This is a genomic window from Pseudodesulfovibrio tunisiensis, assembly GCF_022809775.1.
GTDB lineage: Bacteria > Desulfobacterota > Desulfovibrionia > Desulfovibrionales > Desulfovibrionaceae > Pseudodesulfovibrio > Pseudodesulfovibrio tunisiensis.
In genome coordinates, this window is record NZ_CP094380.1 from 3,307,496 (window position 1) to 3,330,557 (window position 23,062).

Here is a 23,062-nt window from a genome sequence, read left to right on the forward strand (position 1 = left end):
AATTATGGTGCAATACGCCATATTCGCCCCGCACTCAATGTGGAGGAAAGGCGTTCGGGCTTTCGGAAGCGATTGTGATTGGATTTTGACGGACCCGGACGAAGACGGTTGATGGCAACATCTTAATCAAACAATGGAGGTTAAGGGAATGGCGAAACACAAAACTCCTCTGTTGGATCAGCTGGAAAGCGGCCCGTGGCCCAGCTTTGTATCCGACGTCAAACAGGAGGCTGAAGCCCGCGCCAAGAATGAAAAGGGCCTCGACTACCAGATTCCCGTGGACTGCCCCGAGGATCTGCTTGGTGTTCTCGAACTGTCCTACGAGGACGGCGAGACTCACTGGAAGCACGGCGGAATCGTCGGCGTGTTCGGTTACGGCGGCGGCGTTATCGGCCGGTACTGTGACCAGCCCGAGAAATTCCCCGGCGTTGCCCATTTCCACACCATGCGCGTGGCTCAGCCCGCAGGCAAGTGGTACACCACCAAGTTCCTGCGCGATGTCTGCGACCTGTGGGACCTTCGCGGTTCCGGTCTGACCAACATGCACGGTTCCACCGGTGACATCGTGCTGCTCGGCACCACCACCCCTCAGCTCGAGGAAATCTTCTTCGAACTGACCCACAATCTGGACAACGACCTTGGTGGTTCCGGTTCCAACCTGCGTACCCCGGCCGCCTGCATGGGCATGTCCCGCTGCGAGTACGCCTGCTACAACACTCAGGAACTGTGCTACAACTTGACTCAGGAATACCAGGACGAACTGCATCGCCCGGCCTTCCCCTACAAGTTCAAGTTCAAGTTCGACGGCTGCCCCAACGGCTGCGTGGCCGCCATCGCCCGTTCCGACCTCGGTTTCCTCGGCACCTGGAAGGGCGCCATCCAGATCGATCAGGAAGCGGTTGCCGCCTACGTTGGTGGTGAGATCGCTCCGAACGCCGGCGCTCATGCCGACGGCGACTGGGGTGCTTTCGACATCCAGAAGGAAGTCGTGGACATCTGCCCGTCCCAGTGCATTTCCTACGAAGACGGCAAGCTCAAGATCGACAACAGCGAATGCGTGCGTTGCATGCACTGCATCAATACCATGCCTCGCGCCCTGAGGCCCGGTGTTGAGCGCGGCACCTCCATCTTCTGCGGTGCCAAGGCCCCGATCCTCGACGGCCCCCAGATGGGTTCCCTGCTCGTGCCTTTCGTCGAAGTCAACGCCGACGACGACTATCAGGCCATCAAGGACATCATCGAAGGCGTTTGGGACTGGTGGATGGAAGAAGGCAAGAACCGTGAGCGTGTTGGCGAGACCATGAAGCGTCTCGGCTTCGGTGCTCTGGTCCGCGCCGCTGGCGTGCCCTTCGATCCCCGCCAGGTGCAGGAACCCCGCCACAACCCGTACATCTTCTGGAAGGCAGACGATGTTGAGGGCGGATGGGACCGTGACATCAACGATTACCGCGAACGCCATCAGCGCTAAGCAAAAGGGGGAAAAAAATGGCTTTTATTTCTTCCGGATACAATCCCGAAAAACCGATGGAAGGCAGGATCACCGACATCGGGCCTCAGCACTTCGATAAATTCCTGCCCCCGGTTATCAAGAACAACTTCGGCAAGTGGCTTTACCACGAGATTCTGGAGCCCGGCCTTCTGGTTCACGTGGCCGAAAGCGGCGACAAGGTGTACACCATTCGCTGCGGCGCTGCCCGCCTGATGTCCGTCACCCTGATCCGTGAAGTCTGCGACATCGCCGACAAGTACTGCGGTGGCCATCTCCGCTTCACCACTCGTAACAACATCGAGTTCATGGTGGAGACCGAAGAGGATGCCAAGGCACTGAAAAAGCACCTCAACGACCAGAAGTTCGACGGCGGATCCTACAAGTTCCCCGTGGGCGGCACCGGTGCTGGCGTGACCAACATCGTTCACACCCAGGGTTGGGTCCACTGCCACACCCCGGCCACCGACGCCTCCGGTACCGTCAAGGCTACCATGGACGAAGTGTTCGAGGAATTCACTCACATGCGCCTGCCCGCGCCTGTGCGCATCTCCATGGCCTGCTGCCTGAACATGTGCGGCGCCGTCCACTGCTCCGACATCTCCATCCTCGGCATTCACCGCAAGCCGCCGATGATTGACCACGAGTACCTGGACAACCTGTGCGAGATCCCGCTGGCCGTTGCTGCTTGCCCCACCGGCGCCATTCGTCCTTCCAAGGTCGAGATCGACGGCAAGAGCTTCAAGACCGTTGCGGTCAAGGAAGAGCGCTGCATGTTCTGCGGCAACTGCTACACCATGTGCCCGTCCATGCCTCTTTCCGACAAGGAAGGCGACGGTATCGCACTGATGGTTGGCGGCAAGATCTCCAACCGCATCTCCAAGCCGGCCTTCTCCAAGGTCGTCGTGCCGTTCATCCCGAACGAGCCGCCTCGTTGGCCTACCATGACCAAGACCATCCGGAAGATTCTGGATGCCTACGCCAAGGGTGCCAACAAGTACGAACGCCTGGGCGACTGGGCCACCCGTATCGGTTGGGAACGTTTCTTCGAGGTCTGCGAGCTGCCCTTTACCGAGCACCTCATCGATGACTTCCGCGATCCCGCCTATTACACCTGGCGCCAGACTTCCCAGTTCAAGTGGTAGACAGGTAATTACTGGGGCGCGGCATTGTGCCGCGCCCCGTTTCAAATTAGGAAGGAGCGCACCATGCCTCTCGATATGGAAACTGCCAAGCAAACGATTCTGGACTTCTGCGAATCCAAGTCCAAATCCAAGAGCAAGTTTTATTTCAACGATTTCACCAAGCTGTTTCCGGACGCAAAGGCTCGTGAAGTCAAGAAGGTCCTGACCGCCCTCGTCAACGAGGAAAAGATGGTCTTCTGGTCTTCCGGTTCCACCACCATGTATGGTGTTGCCGGTGCCGGCAAACAGGCCAACGCCGAGGGCGAGGCCTAAGTCCCGCTGATCGACTGTCAACAAGCCTTGCCCATTTTGGTGGGCAAGGCTTTCGTGTCTTGTAAACAGTGCCGAATTCGACATTCCCCAGACTGGTTCTGGCCGGGCTTTCCGGCGGAACCGGCAAGACGATTCTCTCCCTTGGCCTGACGCGCGCCTTGAGCCGTTCGGGACGATCCGTGGTTCCCTTCAAGAAGGGCCCGGATTACATCGACGCGGCCTGGCTCGGCCTTGCTGCTGGTCGTGCCTGTTCGAATCTCGATCCCTATTTTCTGGACCGGGACACGCTCCGCTCCTTGTTCGCGCACCGTGCTGCCCAAGGTGACATTGCCGTTGTGGAAGGCAATCGCGGGCTATTCGACGGCATGGACGAGCAGGGCAGTTGTTCCACTGCCGAACTCGCCCGCCAGTTGAGCGCTCCGGTCATTCTGGCCATCGACTGCACCAAGATGACCCGTACGGTTGCCGCGATCGTGGCTGGATGCGCGGCCTTTGAAGAGGATTTTCATCTGGCCGGGGTCATTCTGAACCGTACGGCCGGGGAGCGCCATCGATCCATTCTTCGGCGCAGCATTGAAACCCACACTGATATTCCCGTTCTGGGGGCGCTTCCCAAGTTGGGGGAGAATCCCATTCCCGAGCGCCACATGGGCCTCGTGCCTGATCAGGAGTTCGGAAGCGAGGGGTACGAAACCGGGCAGAAAGCGCTTGATGCCTTGGCGTGCGTGGCCGAGGAATGGACCGATCTGGATGCCATTGTCCGGATTGCGGAGCAGGCGGCTGATTTCGGGTCGATCCCCGCGCCTCTCTGGCCGAATCCCAAGTCCCGACGTGCGCGGATAGGATATGTTCTGGATGCCGCGCTCTGGTTCTACTATCAGGAAAATCTCGAAGCTCTGGAGCATGCCGGAGCCGAGCTCGTTCCTCTGAGCCTGCTGTCCGACACCCCTTGGCCTGAGCTGGACGGCCTGTATCTGGGCGGAGGCTTTCCCGAAACCATGGCCGAACCGCTTGCCGCGAACGAGTCGATCCGCAACCATGTCCGCAAACTGTCCGAAAAGGGCATGCCCATCTATGCCGAGTGCGGCGGGTTCATGTACTTGTGCGAGGCGCTGGAATTTGAAGGGCGAACCTACCCCATGGCCGGAGTGTTTCCCGTGCGCACGCAGTTCTGCCCCAGGCCGCAGGGACTGGGCTATACGCGGGCCGAAGCCGTACTGGATTCCGTATTCTATGCCAGAGGTGATGTGATTTCCGGGCATGAATTTCATTATTCCCTGTGCGTGGCCGAGGTGCCCGGCGACCTGTCCTTTTCCCTGAAAATGCTCCGCGGCAAGGGCATGCTGGACGGGCATGACGGACTGATCATGCGCAACACCTTTGCCGGATACAATCACATCCATGCGCTGGCCGTGCCGCAATGGGCGGAAAATTTCGTGTCCGCCTGCACTGCGCGCCGGTGATTCGTCGGCCCGTGCTTTTCTTCCGGGGCGGGACGCAGCTAATTCTTGGCATTTGCGGGACCTTCCCTTATTAGGGTATTGTCCCCCCGGGGAGAAGGCCTGCCTCCAGTTCGAAGCCGCGTGCGGCATGGCTTCGATTCTGGCGATCGACATTCTTCCGAGTCTTCCGAATTTGAGCGCGGAGAATTCCGCGTCTGTTTTCGCGGGTATTCCCCATTTGCGAAACAAGCGAACAACACTTCACTATACAAAGAGAAAATGATGAACATTCCTTTTATCGACCTGAAAACCCAGTACAAGGAAATCAAGGACGAGGTGCAGAAGGGCATCGACAATGTCCTGGAGCACGGTGCATACATCATGGGCCCTGAAATCACCGAGCTGGAAGAGAAGCTGGCTGATTTCTGCGGCGTTCGCCACGGCGTTGGCTGCGGTTCCGGCACGGACGCACTGCTCATGGCACTCATGGCATTCGGCGTGGGCCCCGGCGACGCCATATTCACCACGCCTTTCACCTTCATGGCCACGGCCGAAGCCGTTGCCCTGCTCGGCGCGACCCCGGTTTTCGTGGACATCGATCCCAAAACCTACAATATGGATCCCGAGGATCTGCGCCGCAAGATTGCCGAGGTCTCGGACAGGCGTTCCGAGCTCAAGCCCAAGGGCGTGATCGCCGTGGACCTGTTCGGTCAGCCTGCGGACTACGACCGCATTGCTCCGCTTTCCAAGAACCACGGCCTGTTTCTCGTGGTGGATGCAGCGCAGTCCTTTGGTGCGACGTACAAGGGGCGTTCGGTCTGCTCCGTGGGTGACATAGCCTGCACCTCCTTTTTCCCGGCCAAGCCTCTGGGCTGCTACGGCGACGGCGGCATGTGCTTTACCAACGAGCCCGAGCTGGACAAGCTGCTCCGATCCGTGCGCATTCACGGCATGGGCGACAACAAGTACGAAAACGTTCGTCTTGGCATCAATGGTCGGCTCGATTCCATTCAGGCAGCCGTGCTGCTCGCCAAGTTTGCCATTTTTCCGGGCGAGATCGAAAAGCGGCAGGCCGTGGCCGACAGGTACAACGAGTTGCTCGCAGGTGTGGCGGATTTGACCACGCCGTATGTGGAAGAGGGCAACACTTCGGTTTGGGCTCAGTATTCCCTGCTTGCCCGGGACGCAGAGCATCGCGAGGAATGCATGGCAAAATTGTCCGAGGCAGGAATTCCCACGGCCATCTATTACCCCAAGCCGTTGCACCTGCAGAAGGCGTTTGCCGATCTCGGATACGCCGTGGGCGACCTGCCCGTGTGCGAGGGAATCGGTGCGCGCATTTTCAGCCTTCCCATGCACCCGTATCTCGAAGTCGAGGTGCAGGAACACATTGCGAGCGTGCTCAAGGGATAGTGTGACGGTATGGCCAAAGGTTTCTTCCCGATCCTGCTGCGCATAGCAGCGCCGGTTGCGGCCGGAATGGGCCTGGCTTATCTGGTCACGGGTTTTTTCGATGCCCCGCCCAGAATTCGGTTCCAGTCCGAAACCGCGTATTCCGCACGGCAGGAAGTGCTGGTGAAACCGCAGGTCGAGACCGTGATGGAGAAGAACATTTTCAAGCTCGGCACCCCGTTGGCCGTCAATCCCGAGGAAGTGCTCATACCCGGCAATGGAGCCGGAGGCGCGACCGAAGGAAAGAGCGGCGACGGGGCGGTCTCCGGGGCTGTGCAGTCCCGGCCGCAATAACGACCACAAACAGCCGGATTCCGGCCAAAGGAGAACAACGATGATCAAGCTCGAAACCACCATGGGTGATATTGTCATTGAACTGGATGCGGAAAAGGCGCCCAAGAGCGCGGCCAATTTTCAGCAGTACGTGGAAGAGGGCCATTACGACGGCACCATTTTCCACCGCGTGATTGACGGATTCATGATTCAGGGCGGCGGCATGGATGCCGACATGAAGGAAAAGCCGACCCGCGCTGCCATCGAAAACGAGGCAGACAACGGTCTGGCCAACAAGTGCTATACCCTTGCCATGGCCCGCACCATGGACCCGCATTCCGCCACCAGCCAGTTCTTCATCAACGTGAAGGACAACCCGTTCCTGAACTACAGCTCCAAGACCCCGCAGGGCTGGGGCTATGCCGTGTTCGGCAAGGTCGTGGAAGGCACCGAGGTCGTGGACAAGATCAAGGGCGTTGCCACTGGTCGTCACGGTTTTCATGAGGATGTGCCTGTCGAGGCCATCGTGATTACCAAGGCCAGTGTTATCTAGGTTTTGGTTTCAATTGATACGATGAAGGCCCTGCGTGAGAGCGCAGGGCCTTTTTTTGTTGGAGGGGCGGCGCGGTTACGCGCCCGGAAGAGGTGGGGCTGTGCCAGTTTGGCGGGCTGTGCCGGGCGAAGCAATTCGCCGTAGACTGCGCACCAACTTGATAAGGGAAGATTTCGCCCTTCTCGGGCGACATCCTTTTATTCCAAGGCGGATAAAAGGATGCAAAAGCCGCCTTTTGGGACCGCCATAGCCGTGCGCGTTTCCAAGTTGATCAAGGCTGACCTGCCGTGCGCCCGCCACTGGGACGGAAGCCTTGATCAAAGGGAAACGGTGGAAGGTTGGTTGGGCCGAGGGAACTTGTCACGCCTTGCGCGATGTCCCTTACTCAGACCGAATTTCGGCTCGCGAGGGCTTGGAACCAGTCGAAGCGACCGAAGCCGGGGCGATGCGGTTTCCGGAGGAAACGTCGCAATCGCCCGGCGGGAGGTCGCTACTGGTTCCTGCCCGAGAGAGTCGGGAGCACAGTGCAAAGGGGCTTTTTTTTCGTTTATTTTTTTGCCCCAACAAAAAAATGAACTCGCCCGGAAAGGGCGAAACCTTCCCCTTGCAGGATGGCAGGGCAAATACGGCGCGGCTACGCGCCCTGAAGAGGTGGGGCTGTGCCAGTTTGGCGGGCTGTGCCGGGCGAAGCAATTCGCCGTATGCGCTTTACCATCTTGTTTGGTGGGGATTTCGCCCTTCCCGGGCGAATTACTTTTATTCCAAGGCGGATAAAAGTAATCAAAAGCCGCCTTTTGGGGCCGCCACAGCCGTGCGCGTTTCCTACTTGATCAAGGCTGACCTGCCGTTCGTTCGCCACTGGGACGGAAGCCTTGATCAAAGGGAAACGGTGGGAGGTTGGCTGGGCCGGGGGAGCTTGGTAGGGGCGGGGGAGCTTGGTAGAGCCGGGGCGACCTTTCACACCCGACACATTGTTCCTTACTCAGACCGAATTTCGGCTCGCGAGGGCTTGGAACCAGTCGAAGCGACCGAAGCCGGGGCGATGCGGTTTCCGGAGGAAACGTCGCAATCGCCCGGCGGGGAGGTCGCTACTGGTTCCTGCCCGAGAGAGTCGGGAGCACAGTGCAAAGGGGCTTTTTTTTCGTTTATTTTTTTGCCCCAACAAAAAAATGAACTCGCCCGGGTAGGGCGAAATCCTCACCTTGCAGGATGGCACGGCGAAGACGGCGCGGCTACGCGCCCTGAAGAGGTGGGGCTGTGCCAGCTTGGCCAGCCGTGCCGGGCGAAGAGGGACAGCGCCGAGGGTTCTGTGCCAATCAAAAAAGGCGGGAAGCATCCACTTCCCGCCTTTTTCCTTTCATTACAGTGAAAATTGGCTACCCGCCAAGGTAGGCCTTTTTCACTTCCGGATTTTCCATGAGCTCCTCGCTGGTGCCCTGAGCCACGATTTCTCCGGTGTCAATGACATAGCCGCGATGTGCGAATTTGAGTGCGAGATTTGCATTCTGTTCCACGAGCAGGATGGTCATGCCTTCGCTGTTCAGGGCCTTGAGCGTGCGGAACATGTCGTACATGAGCAGCGGGGCAAGGCCCATGCTTGGTTCGTCCAGCATGATGAACCGGCAGCCGGACATGAGCGCGCGGCCCACGGCCAGCATCTGCTGCTCGCCGCCGGACAGGGATTCGGAGCGCTGCCTGCGACGTTCCGCCAGTCTGGGGAACAGGTCGTAGACCCGCGTGTAGTCGCGCTGGATGTCCTGAGGGGTATCCTTGCGCGCATAGGTTGCGAGCTTGAGATTTTCCTCCACCGTGAGATTGCCGAAGATGTGGCGGCCTTCCGGGACCAGGGCCAGATGCAGGTCCGCGACCACGCGATCCGGGGCCATGCCCACGATGGATTCGCCCTGAAATCGGATGTCGCCCTTGGTGATTTTCGGTGCCTCGGGCGGCGGAAGCTGGGCAATGGACATGAGCGTCGTGGATTTGCCTGCGCCGTTCGCGCCGATCAGAGTCACGATTTCGCCGCGCTCCACGGTAAAGGAAATGCCGTGCAGTGCCTCGATGTTGCCGTATTTGACGAACAGGTTGTCGATGGTGAGAAACGGGGTGCTCATATGTTGTCGTCTCCAAGGTAGGCCTTGATGACCTTTGGATTGCTCTGGATTTCCTCGGGAGTGCCCTCGGCGATGGTTGCGCCGAAATCGATGACTTTGATCCACTGGCACAGGGAGGTCACGACCTTCATCTGGTGTTCGATCATCCAGATGGTGATGTCGAAGTTTTCGTGAATCCAGCGGACCAGTTTGATGAGGTCCTCCACATCCGCCGAGTTCAACCCGGCTGCAGGCTCGTCAAGCAGGAGAAGCTTGGGTCGGATGGACATGGCTCGGGCGATTTCCACACGGCGCTGAAGTCCGTAGGGCAGGTTCTTGGGCAGTTCCTCCGCGTAGTCTTCCAGCCCCATGGCATCCAGCAGCTTCATGGCAATGGTGTAAATACGGTCTTCGCTCGCGCGATATCTTTTCGTGCGAAGGAAGGAATCCCATACCGAGTAGCCGAGGCGGTGGTGCTGGGCGATGCGGATGTTGTCCAGCACGGTCATGTCGTGCCAGAGCCGGATGTTCTGGAACGTGCGCGCCATGCCCATGGCCGTGATCTGATGCGGCCTGAGTCCGGCCGTGGGATTGCCGTTGAAGGTGATCGAGCCCTCGGTGGGCTGATAGAACCCGGACGCCAGATTGAATATGGTGGTCTTGCCCGCGCCGTTCGGACCGATCAGGCCCACGAGTTCTCCGTCCCGAAGTTCGATGTCGAATTCGGAAACGGCCATGAGCCCGCCGAACTTCTGCGAGAGTCCGTCTATTTTGAGTAGTGACATGGCAGGCTCCTTACTTGAACTTGTAGAATTTCCTGAGACGCGGGAACACGTCGACCAGTTCCTTGTTGCCCATGAGACCTTCGGGACGGAACTGCATGATCATGATGAGCAGCAGGGGAATCATGACCCATTTGATCACGCCGGCCGAGGGTTCCCAGTCGGGAATGAAGAACGTGACGGGCGTCAGCAGGAAATCGATGATGGCCTGCGATCGGAGAACTTCCAGCAGGGCAGTGAACAGGATGGCCGAAATGACTGCGCCGGACAGGGACCCCATGCCGCCGAGATAGACCATGACAAGGGCTTCGGTGGACTTCAGGATGTTGAAGGATTGCGGGTTCACATAGCCGATGATGTGCGCGAACAGGCCGCCTGCCAGACCGGCAAGACCCGAAGACAGCATGAAGTTGATCAGTTTCATCTTGTTGGTGTTCACGCTCATGATTTCCGCGGCCACTTCGTCCTGGCAGATGGCATTCACGCCCTTGCCATAGGTCGAGGAGACGAATCTGCGGATGATCCAGATGGTGAACAGGGTGAAGAAGAGCACCCAGAAGGGCATCCACGGCAGTTCCACTGTGTCCAGCATGGCCCAGACAGTGTCCTTCATGCCCTGAAAGCCTCGCGGACCGCCGATGAAACTCATGTTTTCGATCGCGGAGATGATCATGTAGTTCACTGCGATGGTGATGATGGCCAGATAGTCGCCGCGAGTCTTGAACGAAGGCAGGGCCACGATGATGCCGGCGAATGCCGCCACCACGCCGCCGGACAGGATCACCAGCGGGAAAGCGAACATGGCCCAGGCTTCCGGCAGGAGCGGGCCGCCCAGCTTGGTGCCGAACAGGGCCACGGAAACCACGGACGAGGCATAGGCGCCCACGCACATGAACGCGGCATGGCCGCACGAGAATTCGCCCATGTTGCCGTTCACCAGATTCAGACTGGTGGACATGATGATGTTGATGCCCACGAACATGAGCACGGTCTGGATGTAGGCGTCGATGATGTCGTACTGGCAGAGCAGCAGGATGCCGACGCACAGGAACCCCAGAAGGATGTTGAGCGTGTATTTCTGCATGACTCCGTCCTAGATCTTGGTGGTCTTGGCAACGCCGAACAGGCCTGTGGGCTTCATCCACAGGATCATCAGCAGGATGGAAAAGGCGAACAGGTCGCGGTAGGTGGACGGAAAGACCGAAACCACGCCGATTTCAATGAAGCCGAGCAGAAAACCGCCCACGAACGCGCCCCGGATGTCGCCGATGCCGCCGACCACTGCCGCGATGAACGCCTTCCAGCCGATGATCATGCCCATGAACGGCTCCAGAATGGGATAGGACATGGCGAAAAGGAGCCCTGCCAGTCCGGCGAAGCTGGAACCGAGAATGAAGGTGAACACAATGATGGTGTCGATGGGAATGCCCATGAGCGGAATCGCGAATTTGTCATACGAGATGCCGCGCATGGCCATGCCGATCTTGGTCTTGGTCACGATGAAGTTCAGGAACACGAAGACGGCCACGGCAGCGACAATGACCAGTACCTTGAGGTTGGTCACGGAAATGTCGCCGAAATGCCAGATGGTCTTTTCGAGAAGCTCGGGAAATTTCTTGCGGCTTGCGCCCAGCACGGTGAGGTTGCTGTACTCCAGCACCAATCCGCACATGAGCGCGGTGATGACCACGTACAGCCGGTGTGCGCCCTTTCTCCGGAGCGGTCGGTATGCGACGCGTTCCAGTGTCACGCCCACGCCTGCCGTAAGCACCATGGTCAGGGGAATGCACAGGGCAAAGGTCACGGCCGGAGACAGGCCCAGACCGAGCCCGTCCCCGCCGAGAAGCAGGGTGGCCACGAAAAACGCGATGTACGCGCCCACCATGAAAATGTCGCCGTGGGCGAAGTTGATGAGCAGCAGCACCCCGTACACGAGCGTGTATCCCAGGGCGATGAGCGCATAGAAGCTTCCCCATTGCAAGGCGTTCAGAATATTCTGGATGATGAAGTCCACTGCGGTCGATCCTTGAGTGTTGCAGTGGCTCCCGGCAGGCTGCCAGTCTGCCCCCGGGAGCCGGGTTGCGCATGGGAAACGGGCGGGCGCCTTGCGGCTCCCGCCCGTGGAATGTCACGACAGGTTGCTAGGGGCAGACGGATTCCTCGAACATGAATTCGCCCTTGTCCGAAATCCGGACGACAACGGCGCACTTGATGGGGTCGCCCTGCTCGTCGAATTTCATGGAACCGGTGATGCCGGGGAAGGACTTGATGGAAGCCAGTCCCTCGCGCACGGCCTTGCGCATCTTGCGCAGGTTGCTGTCGACCTCGCCGGCGTTCCTGATGCCTTCCACGAGCAGACCGATGGAATCCCAGGTCAGGGCTGCGTAGTCCGCAGGCACGTCGCCGTACATTTCCTTGTAGCGGTCGATGAAGACCTTGGTGGCGCCCTGTGCGCCTGCGGCCGCGTAGTGGGTGGAGAAATACTGACCGTAGCAGTCATCGCCGCACAGCTTGATCAGGTCCGGGGTACCCCAGGCGTCCGAGCCCATGAAATGGCCCTTGTAGCCGAGGTCGCGGGCCTGCTGGATGATCAGGGCCACCTGATTGTAGTTGTCCGGCACGAAAATGAAGTCGGGCCTGGCCGACACGATCTTGGTCAGCTGGGCCGAGAAATCCTGGTCCTTGGTGCCGTGGGACTCGAAGGCCACCACTGCGTCGGCGCCCATTTTCTCTTCCCACTTGGCCTTGAAGATTTCAGCCAGTCCCTTGGAGTAGTCGTTGGAAATGTCGAAAAGCACGGCGGCGGTCTTGGCATTGAACTTCTTGGCTGCGAAATCGGCAACCACGGGGCCCTGGAACGGGTCCAGAAATGCGGCGCGGAAAACCCAGGGGCGATCCTTGGTGGTGTCCGGGTTGGTGGACCACGGCGAGATCATGGGCACGCGGTTGTCGTTGCAGGTGCCGCCAGCAGGGACTGCCTGCTTGGAGGAGTTCGGGCCGATGATGGCCACAACCTCTTCCTGCTCGATGAGCTTCAGGGCCGCGTTGACTGCGGATTCGGCCTTGGATTCGTTGTCCATGAAGACGAAATCCAGCTTGTACATCTTGCCGCCCACTTCCAGACCGCCCTTTGCATTGATGTCCTTGAGATACATCTCGGCAGCCTTTTTCGAGCCTTCCCCCACCTCGGGGATGTCGCCGGTCAGGGGCAGGTTGAAGCCGACCTTGATGACGTCCTCGGCCAGAGCCGTGACGGCAAAGGTCAGGCAGCACAGGAGCGTCAGTGACAAGATACCGGATTTTCGAAAAAATTCTCTCATTCCTTCCTCCTCATGAATTGGAAAAAACAGAACCTGGTATCGGAACAGATTAGAGTCATACATTAATCCCCATCCAAACGGAAGGCGTTTTCAAGGTTACATTTTCGGAAGTGCAGGTATTCCGGGGGTAAACTGGCGTTTGGCGAGGGTTTTATGGACAAAAAAAAACTTCGCGGCATGTGGCTGCCGCGAAGTTTTTTCATTATTGTCATTTCTTGACTGATCAATCAATCCGGATGCGGCTTGTACGTCAGCCGATGATCGGGGTGAGATAGTGCATCACCTGATCCACGCAGGTCCGGAGGTCCGTATTGCGGGAGTCCAGAGTCAGTTCCGGATTCTGCGGCGTGTCGAATGGAGCGGATATGCCCGTGTAGTTCCTGATTTTTCCCTGTCTGGCCAGTGCGTAGTATCCCTTCACGTCACGGGCCGAGCATTCCTCGACCGGGCAGTCCACATGCACGAGGTGGAAGTCGCCGTCCGCATGCATGGAGCGGAGCATTTGCCGGTCGGATTCCCGGGGCGTGATGAAGGCGCACAGGCAGATGATGCCCGCGTCCATGAAGAGCTTGGTCATTTCCGCTATGCGGCGGAGGTTCTCGTTGCGGTCTTCCGGGGAAAAGGTGAGGTCGCGGCAAAGGCCGTGGCGCACGTTGTCGCCGTCGAAGACATAGACCTGACGGCCAAGATCGAAGAGCTGCTTTTCGACAGCATGGGCTATGGTGGATTTTCCGGAACAGGACAGGCCGGTGAACCAGAGAGTCACGGCCTTGTGGTGGTTGCGGTTTTCCCGGTCCTGGCGTGAAATCGCGCCCCGATATTTACAGATGTATTTGGGTGTCATTGGGCAGTCACTTGTCTTTTTTCCGTTTTTGCATGCGCTGTTCTTCCTCCTCGCGAAGCGCGCGGCGAAGAACCTTGCCGACCATGGTCTTGGGGAGTTCCCTGCGGAATTCCACCCTGCGGGGCACCTTGTAGTTGGCGAGTTTCTCCCGACAGTACCCTATCACGTCGTTTCTGGAAAGTTCGGCACCGTTTTCGGGCACGACAAAGACCTTGACGATTTCGCCGCGGCCTTCATGGGGGATGCCTACGGCCACGGCTTCCTTGATGTCCGGGTGCTGCACCAGCACCTCGTCGATTTCGCGCGGATAGATGTTGTATCCGGCGGAAATGATCAGATCCTTCTTGCGGTCAACGATGAAGAAATAGCCGTCGTCATCCATGTAGGCGATGTCGCCGGTGTAGAGCCAGCCGTTGCGCAGCACGTCGGCCGTGGAATCCGGACGGTTGTAGTAGCCCTTCATGACCTGGGGGCCGCGAATGACCAGTTCGCCCATCTTGCCCGGGGGCAGGGGCTCGCCGCCGACTTCCATATCCACTATCTTGGCGTCCGTGTCCGGAAAGGGCAGGCCGATGGACCCGAATTTCTTCTTGCCGAAGAGCGGGTTCAGGTGCGTGACGGGCGATGCCTCGGTCAGGCCGTAGCCTTCGGTGATCACGGTCTGGGTCTTTTCCTTGAACTGCTCGATGTATTCCACGGGCATGGGCGCGGAGCCGGACACGCAGTAGTTGATGCAGGTGATGTCGTACTTGGCAATGGTCTTCTGCTGGAGCAGGGAAATGTACAGGGCTGGTGCCCCGGGAAAGACCGTGGGCCGAAGTTTCTTGATGCCTTCGAGCACGTCCGCCGGGACATAGCGCGGGAACGGGGCCAGCGTCGCGCCGAGCAGCGTGGGGTAGGTCAGGCAGGTGGTCAGCCCGTAGATGTGGAAATAGGGCAGGATGCCCAGAAATATCTGCGGCTCTTCGGCCAGCTTGTAGAGCATGGCGTAGCACTGCTGTGCATTGGCGCCCAGATTGTCGTGGGTGAGCATGCAGCCCTTGGCCACGCCCGTGGTGCCGCCCGTGTACTGGAGCAGGGCCACGTCCGTGGAGTCCACCTTGTCGTTCGTGTAGGTCTCCTTGCCCGAGAGCATGGACTTGAACGGCAGCACGGTCTTTTTGTCGAACGGAATGTTCGGAAGATGGCCTTCGCGTTTGGCCTTGAATCTGTACAGCCAGTTCAGGGGGAATTTCAGGCTTTCACTGATGGAGGTGACCAGAAATTTTTCCACCGGAATGTCGGCCCGAAGTTTGTCGAGTTTGGGCCAGAGCATGTCCAGGGTTACGCAGAACCGGATGCCCGCGTCGTTGAACTGGTGGACGATCTCGGTTTCCATGTAGAGCGGATTCGTCATGACCACGATGCCACCCGCGCGGAGCGTGCCCCAGAAGGCGATGATGGTCTGGGGCAGGTTGGGCATCATGATGGCAACGCGGTCGCCCTTGCGCAGGCCTTCCCTGCGCAGGTTGGCTGCGAATATTTCGCTTTGCTTCTTCAGTTTTTCATACGTGATCGACCAGTTGCGGAAGGCCACGGCCTTGCGTTTGGGCCATTTGCGGGCCGCCCTGTCCAGAAAGCGGAAGAGCGGAATTTTTTCATAATCAAGAGAAACGGGTACTTCGGGGTCGTATGACATGAGCCAGGGACGTTCCAACTGTTCCATGCGGAGTCCTTCAATGTGTGGATTTTGCCTCGAAAAGGCCCGGCGAGAGTATAATAGGGTTCGGGAGGGGTCAACTTTGACAAAAGGAGCCGGAAAAATCATGCGCCGGTAAATTGACGGAAAGCATGCACCGGCAAAAGGGGGGATGGTGCAATTCTGACCCAATGAGTCATGTAAGATGAATGAATTCAGTTTGATAGGGATGATATTTCCGAAGAATGAATGTCGATGGCAAACGCCTTGCATGGGATTGGCCTGTGAAAGACCGGAAGAGTTTGCCCGGGTGACTAAAGAAACCCGGAACCCGGCCGATTATTCAGTATGTCAACGATCAATCGGAAAGGCTGCCCGGGATGTCCCCAGGTTACGGTTGGGTCGGTTGACACTGACTATGAGGGGTACTAGAGTGCACAAGTTGAAAAAAACACATCCTGGTCCGATGGACAAATCATTGAGCGAGCGAATGACTGGCGCTGCCCAGGAACGTTCCGGGAACCAGGTGATCACCATGCTGATTTCCGAGGGAACGTATCTCAAGCCGAGCAAGCAGACCAGAATGCTCGCCATTCTCGATTCTCTCACCCACGACTGCGGTCTGTCCCAGTTCGAACTCGGAAAACGGCTCAAGTTGTCCGGAGCCATGGTCAACCAGTATTTGAAGCAGCTTCAGACCGACGGATACGTGGAATTCGAACCGGTCAATGGAAAAAGCTACCGTTACAAGCTGACCCCGGAGGGAGAGGCGGTGCGGCGGCGCATGTTTTCCGACTATTCCTCGGAAACCGTACGTTTGTACACGACCATCAAGAACTTTGTCCTGGACAAGCTGCGGCCCCTTCTGGAATCGGGAAAACGCCGTCTTGCCCTTTTCGGTGCTGCGGAAACCTGCGAAGTGGTGCTGGCCGCCATTCGGAGTTCCGGTTTCCAGGTCGTGGTCCTGCTGGACAACGACGCCCGGAAGCATGGCGCCATTCATCACGGTCATGTGGTTTCCCCGCCTCATGTGTTGGAGGAAGTGGACTGCGACGCCGTGGTCATCACCTCGTTCGGGAAGCAGGACGAGATATTCAGGCAGGTTGAACCTTTCGCCACCCGCAGGGGTTTTGAAATAGTGAGATTTTAATGAATACGATCAGTGCGATAGAACTTCGTTCGGGAGTACGTATCGGAGCGGGCGAGCCCTGTTTCGTGGTGGCCGAGATCGGCAACAACCATCAGGGGGATTTCGACATCGCCCGACGGATGGTGGACGAGGCCGCAAAGGCCGGAGTTCAGGCCGTGAAGTTCCAGAAACGGGACATGGAGGCCCTGCTGACCCGGGAGGGCCGTGCCACACCGTACACGGGATGCAACAGCTTCGGTCCCACCTACGGAGAACATCGCAATGCCCTTGAGCTGTCCATCGAGGAGATGGGGCGGCTCAAGGAATACAGCGAATCCCTCGGTCTGGTGTTCTTCGCCTCGGCCTGGGACGAGCCGAGTCTGCGGCAGATTCTCGGGCTGGACGTGGAATTGCTCAAGGTGTGTTCCGCCGATCTGGTCAATGTGCCGCTCATCCGCAAGTATGCGCGGGCCGAGGTGCCCATCGTCCTGTCCACGGGCATGAGTTCTCTGGACGACATCGACGTGGCGCTCGGCGAAATCCGCAGTGTGCATGACGACGTGGTCCTTTTGCACTGCAATTCCACCTATCCCTGCCCCAACGAGCAGATCGGTCTGCCGGTCATGGATTCCCTGCGTGAACGCTACGGCCTGCCCGTGGGCTATTCCGGCCACGAGCGCGGCATTGGTCCCAGCGTGGCTGCGGCTGCTTTGGGAGCCTGTCTGGTGGAGCGTCATTTCACTTTGGACAAGACCTTCAAGGGCACGGACCATCAGGTCTCTCTGGAACCTGCGGAGCTGGCCCAGATGGTGACCATGATCCGCGAGGTCGAAGCCGCACTGTGCGTCAAGGGCAAGATCGTTTTTGCCGAGGAGCAGGCCGCGTCCAAGAAGCTGCGCAAGTGCATCGTGTTCTCGCGCGATCTGCCCGCAGGGCACCGCATCGCCGAAGCCGATCTGACCACGCGCAGCCCGAGCGTCGGCGTTTCCCCCATTCATTGGGACGAAGTGGTGGGCGGCGTGCTCAAGCGTCCGGTCAAGCACGAGGAGCCGGTCCAGTGGGATACGCTGAGCCTGCCTGATACCCAGTGCACGGCCGAGGCCACTTCTTCCTGAGTCCTTTTCAGAGTGATTTCGGAAGCGAACTTCCGTTGACAGGCCGTTTTCCGGGGGCGGGAAACGGCCTGTCCTTTTGCCCGAACTCCATTGGTTTCCTCAGAAAATCATTCATCTCAAACGTCTTTTCATGCTACTTCTTTTCCCGTAGCCTGTGCTGCACGCAAGGGGGAAAATCATGAGCGAACAGGATATTCTGCTGGAAACCGGCACCAACGAACTCGAAATCATCGAGTTTTTTGTCCATGAAAAGCAGGGCGAAAGCACGTATACGCACTATTTCGGCGTGAACGTGGCCAAGGTGCTTGAGGTTGTGGAGGCGCCGGAAGGGCTGGAAGGGTCCGAAGCCGCTGCGCACAAAAGCTTTCTCGGCACGATTCCGCTCAGGGACCTGATTCTGCCTGTGGTCGACCTCAGCGTGTGGCTGGGCATGGAACGGGTCAAGACCCGGAACGAGCCCATCATCGTCACGGAATTCAACAACATGATAACCGGTTTTCTGGTGTCGGGCGTGACCCAGATTCATCGGGTGAACTGGAAGGACGTGGAGCCTCCCAGCCGCTACGTGTCCAACATGGCCACCAACTGCATCACGGGAACGTTGCAGATCAAGGAGCGCATCGTGCTCATGCTTGATCTGGAACAGGTGCTGGCCGAACTTGACGAGTCCAAGGACATCTTCAAGCAGGACCTTGGCGATTTCGTATCGGATCAGAGATATCGCGCTCTGGTTGCGGACGATTCCACTTCGGTTCGCGAAGTGTTGCGCAGGAATTTCGAGCAGGCGAATTTCGATGTGGCCCTGATGAACGACGGGGCCGAGGCGTGGAACAAGCTGCTGGCCATCAAGGCAAAGGCGCAGGAAGAAGGCAAAAGCCCGCTTGATTACGTGGATGTGGTCGTGTCGGACATCGAGATGCCGCAGATGGACGGCTATACCCTGACTCGCAACATCAAGGAGGACCCGGTCCTCAACGTGCTTCCGGTCGCCCTGTTTTCCTCCCTCATTTCCAAGGGGATCGAACACAAGGGCGAAGCGGTCAAGGCCGACGAGCAGGTCACCAAGCCCGAATTCAGCAGCCTGACCAGGAAGGTCGTCGACCTGATCAGGCGGTGGGAAAGACCGACCGACTGATCCGCGCTACGCCACTTCCTCCAGGCACTTGCGCAACGTGCTGATGCCACACGAATGCTTCATCATCACGGGGATGTCCTTGCCGCGGATTGCGGACAGGACGTCCTTTTTGGCTTTGTGGGAGACCTTGTTGGTGAACAGGACGACGAGGTCGACGTTGCCCAGCGTGTCGCCGATGGAGCGTTCCTTGCCCGTGTAGCATTTCAGCTTCACGCCCCTGATCTTGGCTTCCTGCATGTACTCCCTTTTCAGTCTGTCCATTCCGCCGATGAGAGCTGCGCACATGATGTTTCTCCTTATTATTGAGATTGAAAATCGATTTCATTTCTATCTGCGAAGCCAGGGCCTGTCAAGTCATTGAACAGAAAATATTGGATTGTGTTTTCAGTCTGGTCTATTGCCGTTGTGAACGGGGAGGTTGCGATGAGTGCGAATCCGATTTGTCACTGTTTCGGGTATTCCGAAGCCGACATTGTCCGGGACGTGAAGCAGGGGCGGGGGCGTTCCGGAATATATGAACGAATTCTCGAGGAGAAGCGAGCCGGACGCTGCCGCTGCGCCGAACTCAATCCCTCGGGCCGGTGATGTCTGGGACGTGTCCGTCAGGTGGCGGACAAGGCGTGCGCGGATCTCGGCCTTGCCTTGCCGGGCGGAGCCGGGAAGACGGGGATCAGCGAAAAGGACTCAGTCTAGAGGAGCCCATGCCTCGCCTTCGGGATCGGCTTCGGGCAGGGAGCAGGGGGGCACATCCACCACCCGGTTGCCCTTGCCCTTGTCAGTGAGCAGGGACACGTTGCCGATCAGCACATTGACCGCGCCGTTCATGTAGGCCTGCCCCTGAAGCGGAGTGAAATCGTTCAGATCGGTCCAGGCAAAGGTGTTGGCCGTGGCGCGGAGCGATTCGAACGGGTGACAGAAGAAGGCGTACCTGCCTTCCCCGCGAACCCGGTTGTTGGCGAAAAAGCCGCGCGAACCAGTCTGGATGATACCGTGGCTGGCCGATCCGCCACCCAGAATGATGTCGTTGCACACGACGACCGGATCATTGGCGTAGAGCAGGATGCCGGTTGAATTGCTGCCCCGGGCCTCGATGCGGTTCCCGGTCACGCTGGCTCGGCTGTTGCGGCTGAAATCCGCTCCGCCGGAGGTGTCCGTGAACCAGCCGGCAGTGATGCCGTTCGAGCCGAAGCTGTTGGGATGCAGGAAGCCGTCGTCTTCGGTCATGATGCGGTTGCCCGTGATTTCGATGGAGCCTCTTCCCTTGGAATCCAGCGTGTTGTCGAGCACTTCCACGCCGTTGCGCGAGGCGTGGTTGATGATGTTGTTTCTGATCGCGATGTCTGCGCCCCAGGTCCACATGATCATCACGCCGCGACCGGCCGTCATGTGCGGTTCCGGGGTCTCCATTTCAAACCGGTTGTCTTCGATGCGGATGGTGCCGCTGGCCGCGCGCTTGAGCATGTCCTTGCGGTAGTCCAGCCGGTTGCCCACAACCACTCCGGCCTGAAAGAGCATGGAGTCCCCGTCCTTCCACGTCACCTTCAGCGTTTGCGGCCTGATGCTGCGCACGATGCAGTCGCGCAGGTCCAGCCCGCCGATGTTGGGAAAATGCAGGGGGGTGCCCTTGGCGTGTTCGAACCGGATGGAATGCACGGCAATGAGCGGTCCGCGTTTGGCTGGCGGTGCACCCTTGACCGGCAGGGGCGAATACAGGGACCAGAATCCGCCCCGGATCACGGCACCGGGCTCGCCCCGGGAATCCCGGACTCCGATCAGGCGCACGTCTCTGGTAATGGAAACACGGCCTTCCTGACCGAAATCGAAGGTGCCCTTGAGCCGGATCGTGCCGCCGTCCCTGACCGCAGCCTGTACTGCGGCAACATCCCGGGCCGGATCGCCCGTACCGGTCAGCATTGCATCGGCAAGAGCGGTTTGCGCAGAAAGAACGAGCAGAACAAGGATGATCGGAAAAAAACGGAAATGGTGGCTCATGGTTCGGTATCTTGCCGGGCATGCCCGAGGTTGCTGGTTGTGAATCAATAGCCCCGGTTGCGGGGAACCCTTTGCCTGCCGCGACGAAATGGGCGCGACTGCCGATTTCGCCGGTCCTGCTGGTGCATGGCCTTTGCCACGGCTTCGCAGCATGCCTGAAGGTCCGGGGATTCGGATTCCCGGATGAGCTCGGCCTGCTCCCTGAGCGCCTGTGCGGTCACGGGCTGCTCCGCCCATTTGGGGTAGGCTTCCCAGAAGGCCGCGGCTTCGCGGGCCAGCCCAAGCTTGGCCGCGGCATAGCCTGCGTGGGCAAACGCGTCCGGGATGTCCTTGAGGGACAGGCAGCGCTGGAGCGTGTTCAGGGCATCCCGGTCCCTGCCCATGCGCACATAGCTGATGCCTGCCATGACCAGACGCGAGGGCTTGGCATCCGCTCCGGCCTCTGCCAGATGCTCGTCAAAGGCGCGGGACGCCGTGGAGAACTGTTCCTCGGCCTTGGCAAAGTCGCCACGCATTTCCGCATCGCGGGCGCGTTCGAACGCATGCTCGGCCTTTCGCGCCGGAGAGATCAGTCTGTCCAGAAAGCCCATGTCCGCATCCTACCCGAGACTTGGTCCGGAGGGAAGTGCGCCCGTCCCTTGCCGTGCTACAACGCGAAAGCCCCGGGCCGATTGCTCGGCCCGGGGCTTTCCATCTATGTCGACCAGTTGTCCCGGCTAGTCGTCCTGTTCAACGAATTCAAAGACGGCGCACTCGGTGGTCAGCAGCATGCTGGCCACGGAAGCGGCCTTTTGCAGGGCCACGCGGGTGACCTTCTTGGGATCGATGACTCCGGCCTTGACCAGGTCCTCGAACTCGCCGTTTGCGCCGTTGAAGCCCTGAGCGCCCTTGAGGGCCTTGACCTTTTCGACGATCACGCTGCCTTCCAGACCGCAGTTGTCCGCGATCTGGCGCAGAGGCTCTTCAATGGCCCTCTGAATGATGTGCACGCCGGCAAGCTCGGTGTCGCAAGCAGGCTTGAGCTTGGCGAGATTCTTTCCGGCACGGACCAGCGCGGTACCGCCGCCGGGCACGATGCCTTCGTCCACGGCCGCGCGGGTGGCGTTGAGCGCATCCTCGACACGGTCCTTCTTTTCCTTCATTTCCACTTCGGTGGGCGCGCCGACCTTGATGACGGCCACGCCGCCGGTCAGTTTGGCCATGCGTTCCTGAAGCTTTTCGCGATCGTAATCCGAACCCGCGGCCTGAGCCTGGGCCTGGATTTCGTCGATGCGCATCTCGATCAGCTCCTGGTTGCCGCCGCCGTCCACGATGGTGGTGGAGTTCTTGGTGACAACGATGCGTTTGGCCGTGCCCAGCTCATGCGGCTTGAGGCTTTCCAGACTCACGCCCATGTCGTCGGAAACCACGTTGCCGCCGGTCAGGATGGCGATGTCGCGGATCATGTCCTTGCGGCGGTCGCCGAAGCCCGGGGCCTTGATGGCGCAGGCCTTGAGCGTGCCGCGCATGACGTTGACCGTGAGCGCGGCCAGCGCCTCGTCCTCCACGGTGTCGGCGATGATGGCCAGAGGCCGTCCGGCCTTGACCACCATTTCCAGCACGGGCAGCAGGGGCTGAAGCGAGGAAATCTTCTTTTCGGAAAGCAGGATCATGGGCTCTTCGAGCACGCAGGACTGCTTTTCGTTGTCATTGATGAAGTACGGGGACAGGTAGCCCTTGTCGTACTCCATGCCTTCCACCACGTCGAGTTCGGTGGCGATGCTCTTGGCTTCGTCCACGGTGATCACGCCGCTGTTGCCGACCTTGTCCACGGCTTCGGCCAGAATGTTGCCGATTTCGCTGTCGCCGTTGGCGGAGATGGTGCCGATCTGGGCGATTTCCGAGGATTTCTTCACGGGCTTGGCCAGCTTGTCCAGCTCCTCGACAACCGATTCCACGGCCATGTCGATGCCGCGTTTCAGGGTCATGGGGTTGCGGCCAGCAGCCAGCAGCTTCACGCCTTCGTTGAAGATGACCTGAGCCAGCACCGTGGCGGTGGTGGTTCCGTCACCCGCGATTTCATTGGTCTTGGAGGCCACTTCCTTGACCATCTGGGCGCCCATGTTTTCGAGCTTGCCGTCAAGGTCGATCTTTTCGGCAACGGTGACGCCGTCCTTGGTCACCTGGGGAGCGCCCCAGGTCTTTTCGATGATCACGTTGCGGCCCTTGGGACCGAGGGTGACTTTGACTGCGTCGGCAAGGGTATTGACGCCCCTTTGCAGTCCTTCGCGGGCAATGGCCTGAAAATCTATGCTTTTAGACATGTTGGAAT

At 59.1% G+C, this 23,062-nt stretch carries 22 protein-coding genes; 11 read left to right on the forward strand and 11 right to left on the reverse strand.

Translation table 11 applies throughout. The features are described 5' to 3' along the window. Window positions 1-148: 148 nt before the first annotated feature. From dsrA to MPN23_RS15795, 7 genes are all read left to right on the forward strand, one after another. Complete coding sequence (gene dsrA / locus MPN23_RS15765) at window positions 149-1,468, forward strand: dissimilatory-type sulfite reductase subunit alpha (RefSeq protein ID WP_243545167.1); 1,320 nt, start codon at window positions 149-151, stop codon at window positions 1,466-1,468. Between the two features lie 17 nt (window positions 1,469-1,485). Beyond that, on the forward strand, window positions 1,486-2,631 hold the full coding sequence (gene dsrB, locus MPN23_RS15770) for a dissimilatory-type sulfite reductase subunit beta (protein WP_243545169.1): 1,146 nt from the start codon (window positions 1,486-1,488) through the stop codon (window positions 2,629-2,631). A 75-nt stretch (window positions 2,632-2,706) separates the two neighbouring features. Continuing rightward, window positions 2,707-2,943 (forward strand): dissimilatory sulfite reductase D family protein, encoded by a 237-nt coding sequence (locus MPN23_RS15775; protein WP_243547409.1) that lies wholly within the window; start codon window positions 2,707-2,709, stop codon window positions 2,941-2,943. 68 nt (window positions 2,944-3,011) lie between these two features. Continuing rightward, window positions 3,012-4,406, forward strand: coding sequence for a cobyrinic acid a,c-diamide synthase CobB (locus tag MPN23_RS15780; protein WP_243545170.1), 1,395 nt, complete (start codon window positions 3,012-3,014; stop codon window positions 4,404-4,406). A gap of 261 nt (window positions 4,407-4,667) precedes the next feature. Then, the gene (locus MPN23_RS15785) at window positions 4,668-5,798 is read left to right on the forward strand and encodes a DegT/DnrJ/EryC1/StrS family aminotransferase (protein ID WP_243545171.1); all 1,131 of its coding nucleotides are present in this window, start codon (window positions 4,668-4,670) and stop codon (window positions 5,796-5,798) included. 9 nt (window positions 5,799-5,807) lie between these two features. Beyond that, window positions 5,808-6,131 (forward strand): hypothetical protein, encoded by a 324-nt coding sequence (locus tag MPN23_RS15790; RefSeq protein WP_243545172.1) that lies wholly within the window; start codon window positions 5,808-5,810, stop codon window positions 6,129-6,131. Window positions 6,132-6,171: 40 nt separating this feature from the next. Continuing rightward, complete coding sequence (locus MPN23_RS15795) at window positions 6,172-6,663, forward strand: peptidylprolyl isomerase (RefSeq protein ID WP_243545174.1); 492 nt, start codon at window positions 6,172-6,174, stop codon at window positions 6,661-6,663. Between the two features lie 1,376 nt (window positions 6,664-8,039). Here MPN23_RS15795 and MPN23_RS15800 read toward each other — a convergent pair. From MPN23_RS15800 to MPN23_RS15830, 7 genes are all read right to left on the reverse strand, one after another. Beyond that, window positions 8,040-8,777, reverse strand: coding sequence for an ABC transporter ATP-binding protein (locus MPN23_RS15800; protein WP_243545178.1), 738 nt, complete (start codon window positions 8,775-8,777; stop codon window positions 8,040-8,042). Further along, window positions 8,774-9,541 carry an ABC transporter ATP-binding protein gene (locus tag MPN23_RS15805; RefSeq protein ID WP_243545180.1) on the reverse strand — a complete coding sequence of 256 codons (768 nt, stop codon included), beginning with the start codon at window positions 9,539-9,541 and terminating at the stop codon, window positions 8,774-8,776. Before MPN23_RS15805 ends, MPN23_RS15800 begins: the two co-directional genes overlap by 4 nt. Before the next feature lie 10 nt (window positions 9,542-9,551). Continuing rightward, window positions 9,552-10,622 (reverse strand): branched-chain amino acid ABC transporter permease, encoded by a 1,071-nt coding sequence (locus MPN23_RS15810; protein ID WP_243545182.1) that lies wholly within the window; start codon window positions 10,620-10,622, stop codon window positions 9,552-9,554. A 9-nt stretch (window positions 10,623-10,631) separates the two neighbouring features. Beyond that, window positions 10,632-11,552 carry a branched-chain amino acid ABC transporter permease gene (locus tag MPN23_RS15815; RefSeq protein ID WP_243545184.1) on the reverse strand — a complete coding sequence of 307 codons (921 nt, stop codon included), beginning with the start codon at window positions 11,550-11,552 and terminating at the stop codon, window positions 10,632-10,634. A 127-nt stretch (window positions 11,553-11,679) separates the two neighbouring features. After that, window positions 11,680-12,858: an ABC transporter substrate-binding protein gene (locus MPN23_RS15820; RefSeq protein WP_243545186.1), complete on the reverse strand. Its 1,179-nt coding sequence runs from the start codon at window positions 12,856-12,858 to the stop codon at window positions 11,680-11,682. Between the two features lie 250 nt (window positions 12,859-13,108). Continuing rightward, window positions 13,109-13,702, reverse strand: coding sequence for an adenylyl-sulfate kinase (cysC, locus tag MPN23_RS15825; protein WP_243545188.1), 594 nt, complete (start codon window positions 13,700-13,702; stop codon window positions 13,109-13,111). Window positions 13,703-13,709: 7 nt separating this feature from the next. Continuing rightward, window positions 13,710-15,407, reverse strand: coding sequence for a long-chain-fatty-acid--CoA ligase (locus MPN23_RS15830; RefSeq protein ID WP_243545189.1), 1,698 nt, complete (start codon window positions 15,405-15,407; stop codon window positions 13,710-13,712). 508 nt (window positions 15,408-15,915) lie between these two features. Between MPN23_RS15830 and MPN23_RS15835 the strand changes: the two genes are divergently transcribed. The 3 genes from MPN23_RS15835 (at window position 15,916) to MPN23_RS15845 (ending at window position 18,759) form a co-directional block, all read left to right on the forward strand. Then, the gene (locus MPN23_RS15835) at window positions 15,916-16,530 is read left to right on the forward strand and encodes a winged helix-turn-helix transcriptional regulator (RefSeq protein ID WP_243545191.1); all 615 of its coding nucleotides are present in this window, start codon (window positions 15,916-15,918) and stop codon (window positions 16,528-16,530) included. After that, window positions 16,530-17,624 carry an N-acetylneuraminate synthase family protein gene (locus MPN23_RS15840; protein WP_243545192.1) on the forward strand — a complete coding sequence of 365 codons (1,095 nt, stop codon included), beginning with the start codon at window positions 16,530-16,532 and terminating at the stop codon, window positions 17,622-17,624. The genes MPN23_RS15835 and MPN23_RS15840 overlap by 1 nt, the downstream gene beginning before the upstream one ends. A gap of 178 nt (window positions 17,625-17,802) precedes the next feature. After that, on the forward strand, window positions 17,803-18,759 hold the full coding sequence (locus MPN23_RS15845) for a chemotaxis protein (protein ID WP_243545193.1): 957 nt from the start codon (window positions 17,803-17,805) through the stop codon (window positions 18,757-18,759). A 6-nt stretch (window positions 18,760-18,765) separates the two neighbouring features. On the opposite strand, the gene MPN23_RS15850 is transcribed toward MPN23_RS15845, so the two are convergent. Beyond that, complete coding sequence (locus MPN23_RS15850) at window positions 18,766-19,044, reverse strand: DUF2325 domain-containing protein (RefSeq protein WP_243545195.1); 279 nt, start codon at window positions 19,042-19,044, stop codon at window positions 18,766-18,768. 138 nt (window positions 19,045-19,182) lie between these two features. On the opposite strand from MPN23_RS15850, the gene MPN23_RS15855 reads away from it, so the two are divergent. After that, on the forward strand, window positions 19,183-19,344 hold the full coding sequence (locus tag MPN23_RS15855; RefSeq protein WP_243545196.1) for a bacterioferritin-associated ferredoxin: 162 nt from the start codon (window positions 19,183-19,185) through the stop codon (window positions 19,342-19,344). 99 nt (window positions 19,345-19,443) lie between these two features. Here MPN23_RS15855 and MPN23_RS15860 read toward each other — a convergent pair whose 3' ends face one another. The 3 genes from MPN23_RS15860 to groL all read right to left on the reverse strand — a co-directional run bounded on the left by MPN23_RS15860 (window position 19,444) and on the right by groL (window position 23,054). Next, entirely contained in the window at window positions 19,444-20,751 is a 1,308-nt protein-coding gene (locus tag MPN23_RS15860) for a right-handed parallel beta-helix repeat-containing protein (protein WP_243545198.1), read from the reverse strand. 44 nt (window positions 20,752-20,795) lie between these two features. After that, window positions 20,796-21,341 (reverse strand): hypothetical protein, encoded by a 546-nt coding sequence (locus MPN23_RS15865; protein WP_243545199.1) that lies wholly within the window; start codon window positions 21,339-21,341, stop codon window positions 20,796-20,798. Between the two features lie 126 nt (window positions 21,342-21,467). Further along, complete coding sequence (groL, locus tag MPN23_RS15870; protein ID WP_243545203.1) at window positions 21,468-23,054, reverse strand: chaperonin GroEL; 1,587 nt, start codon at window positions 23,052-23,054, stop codon at window positions 21,468-21,470. Window positions 23,055-23,062 lie beyond the last annotated feature (8 nt).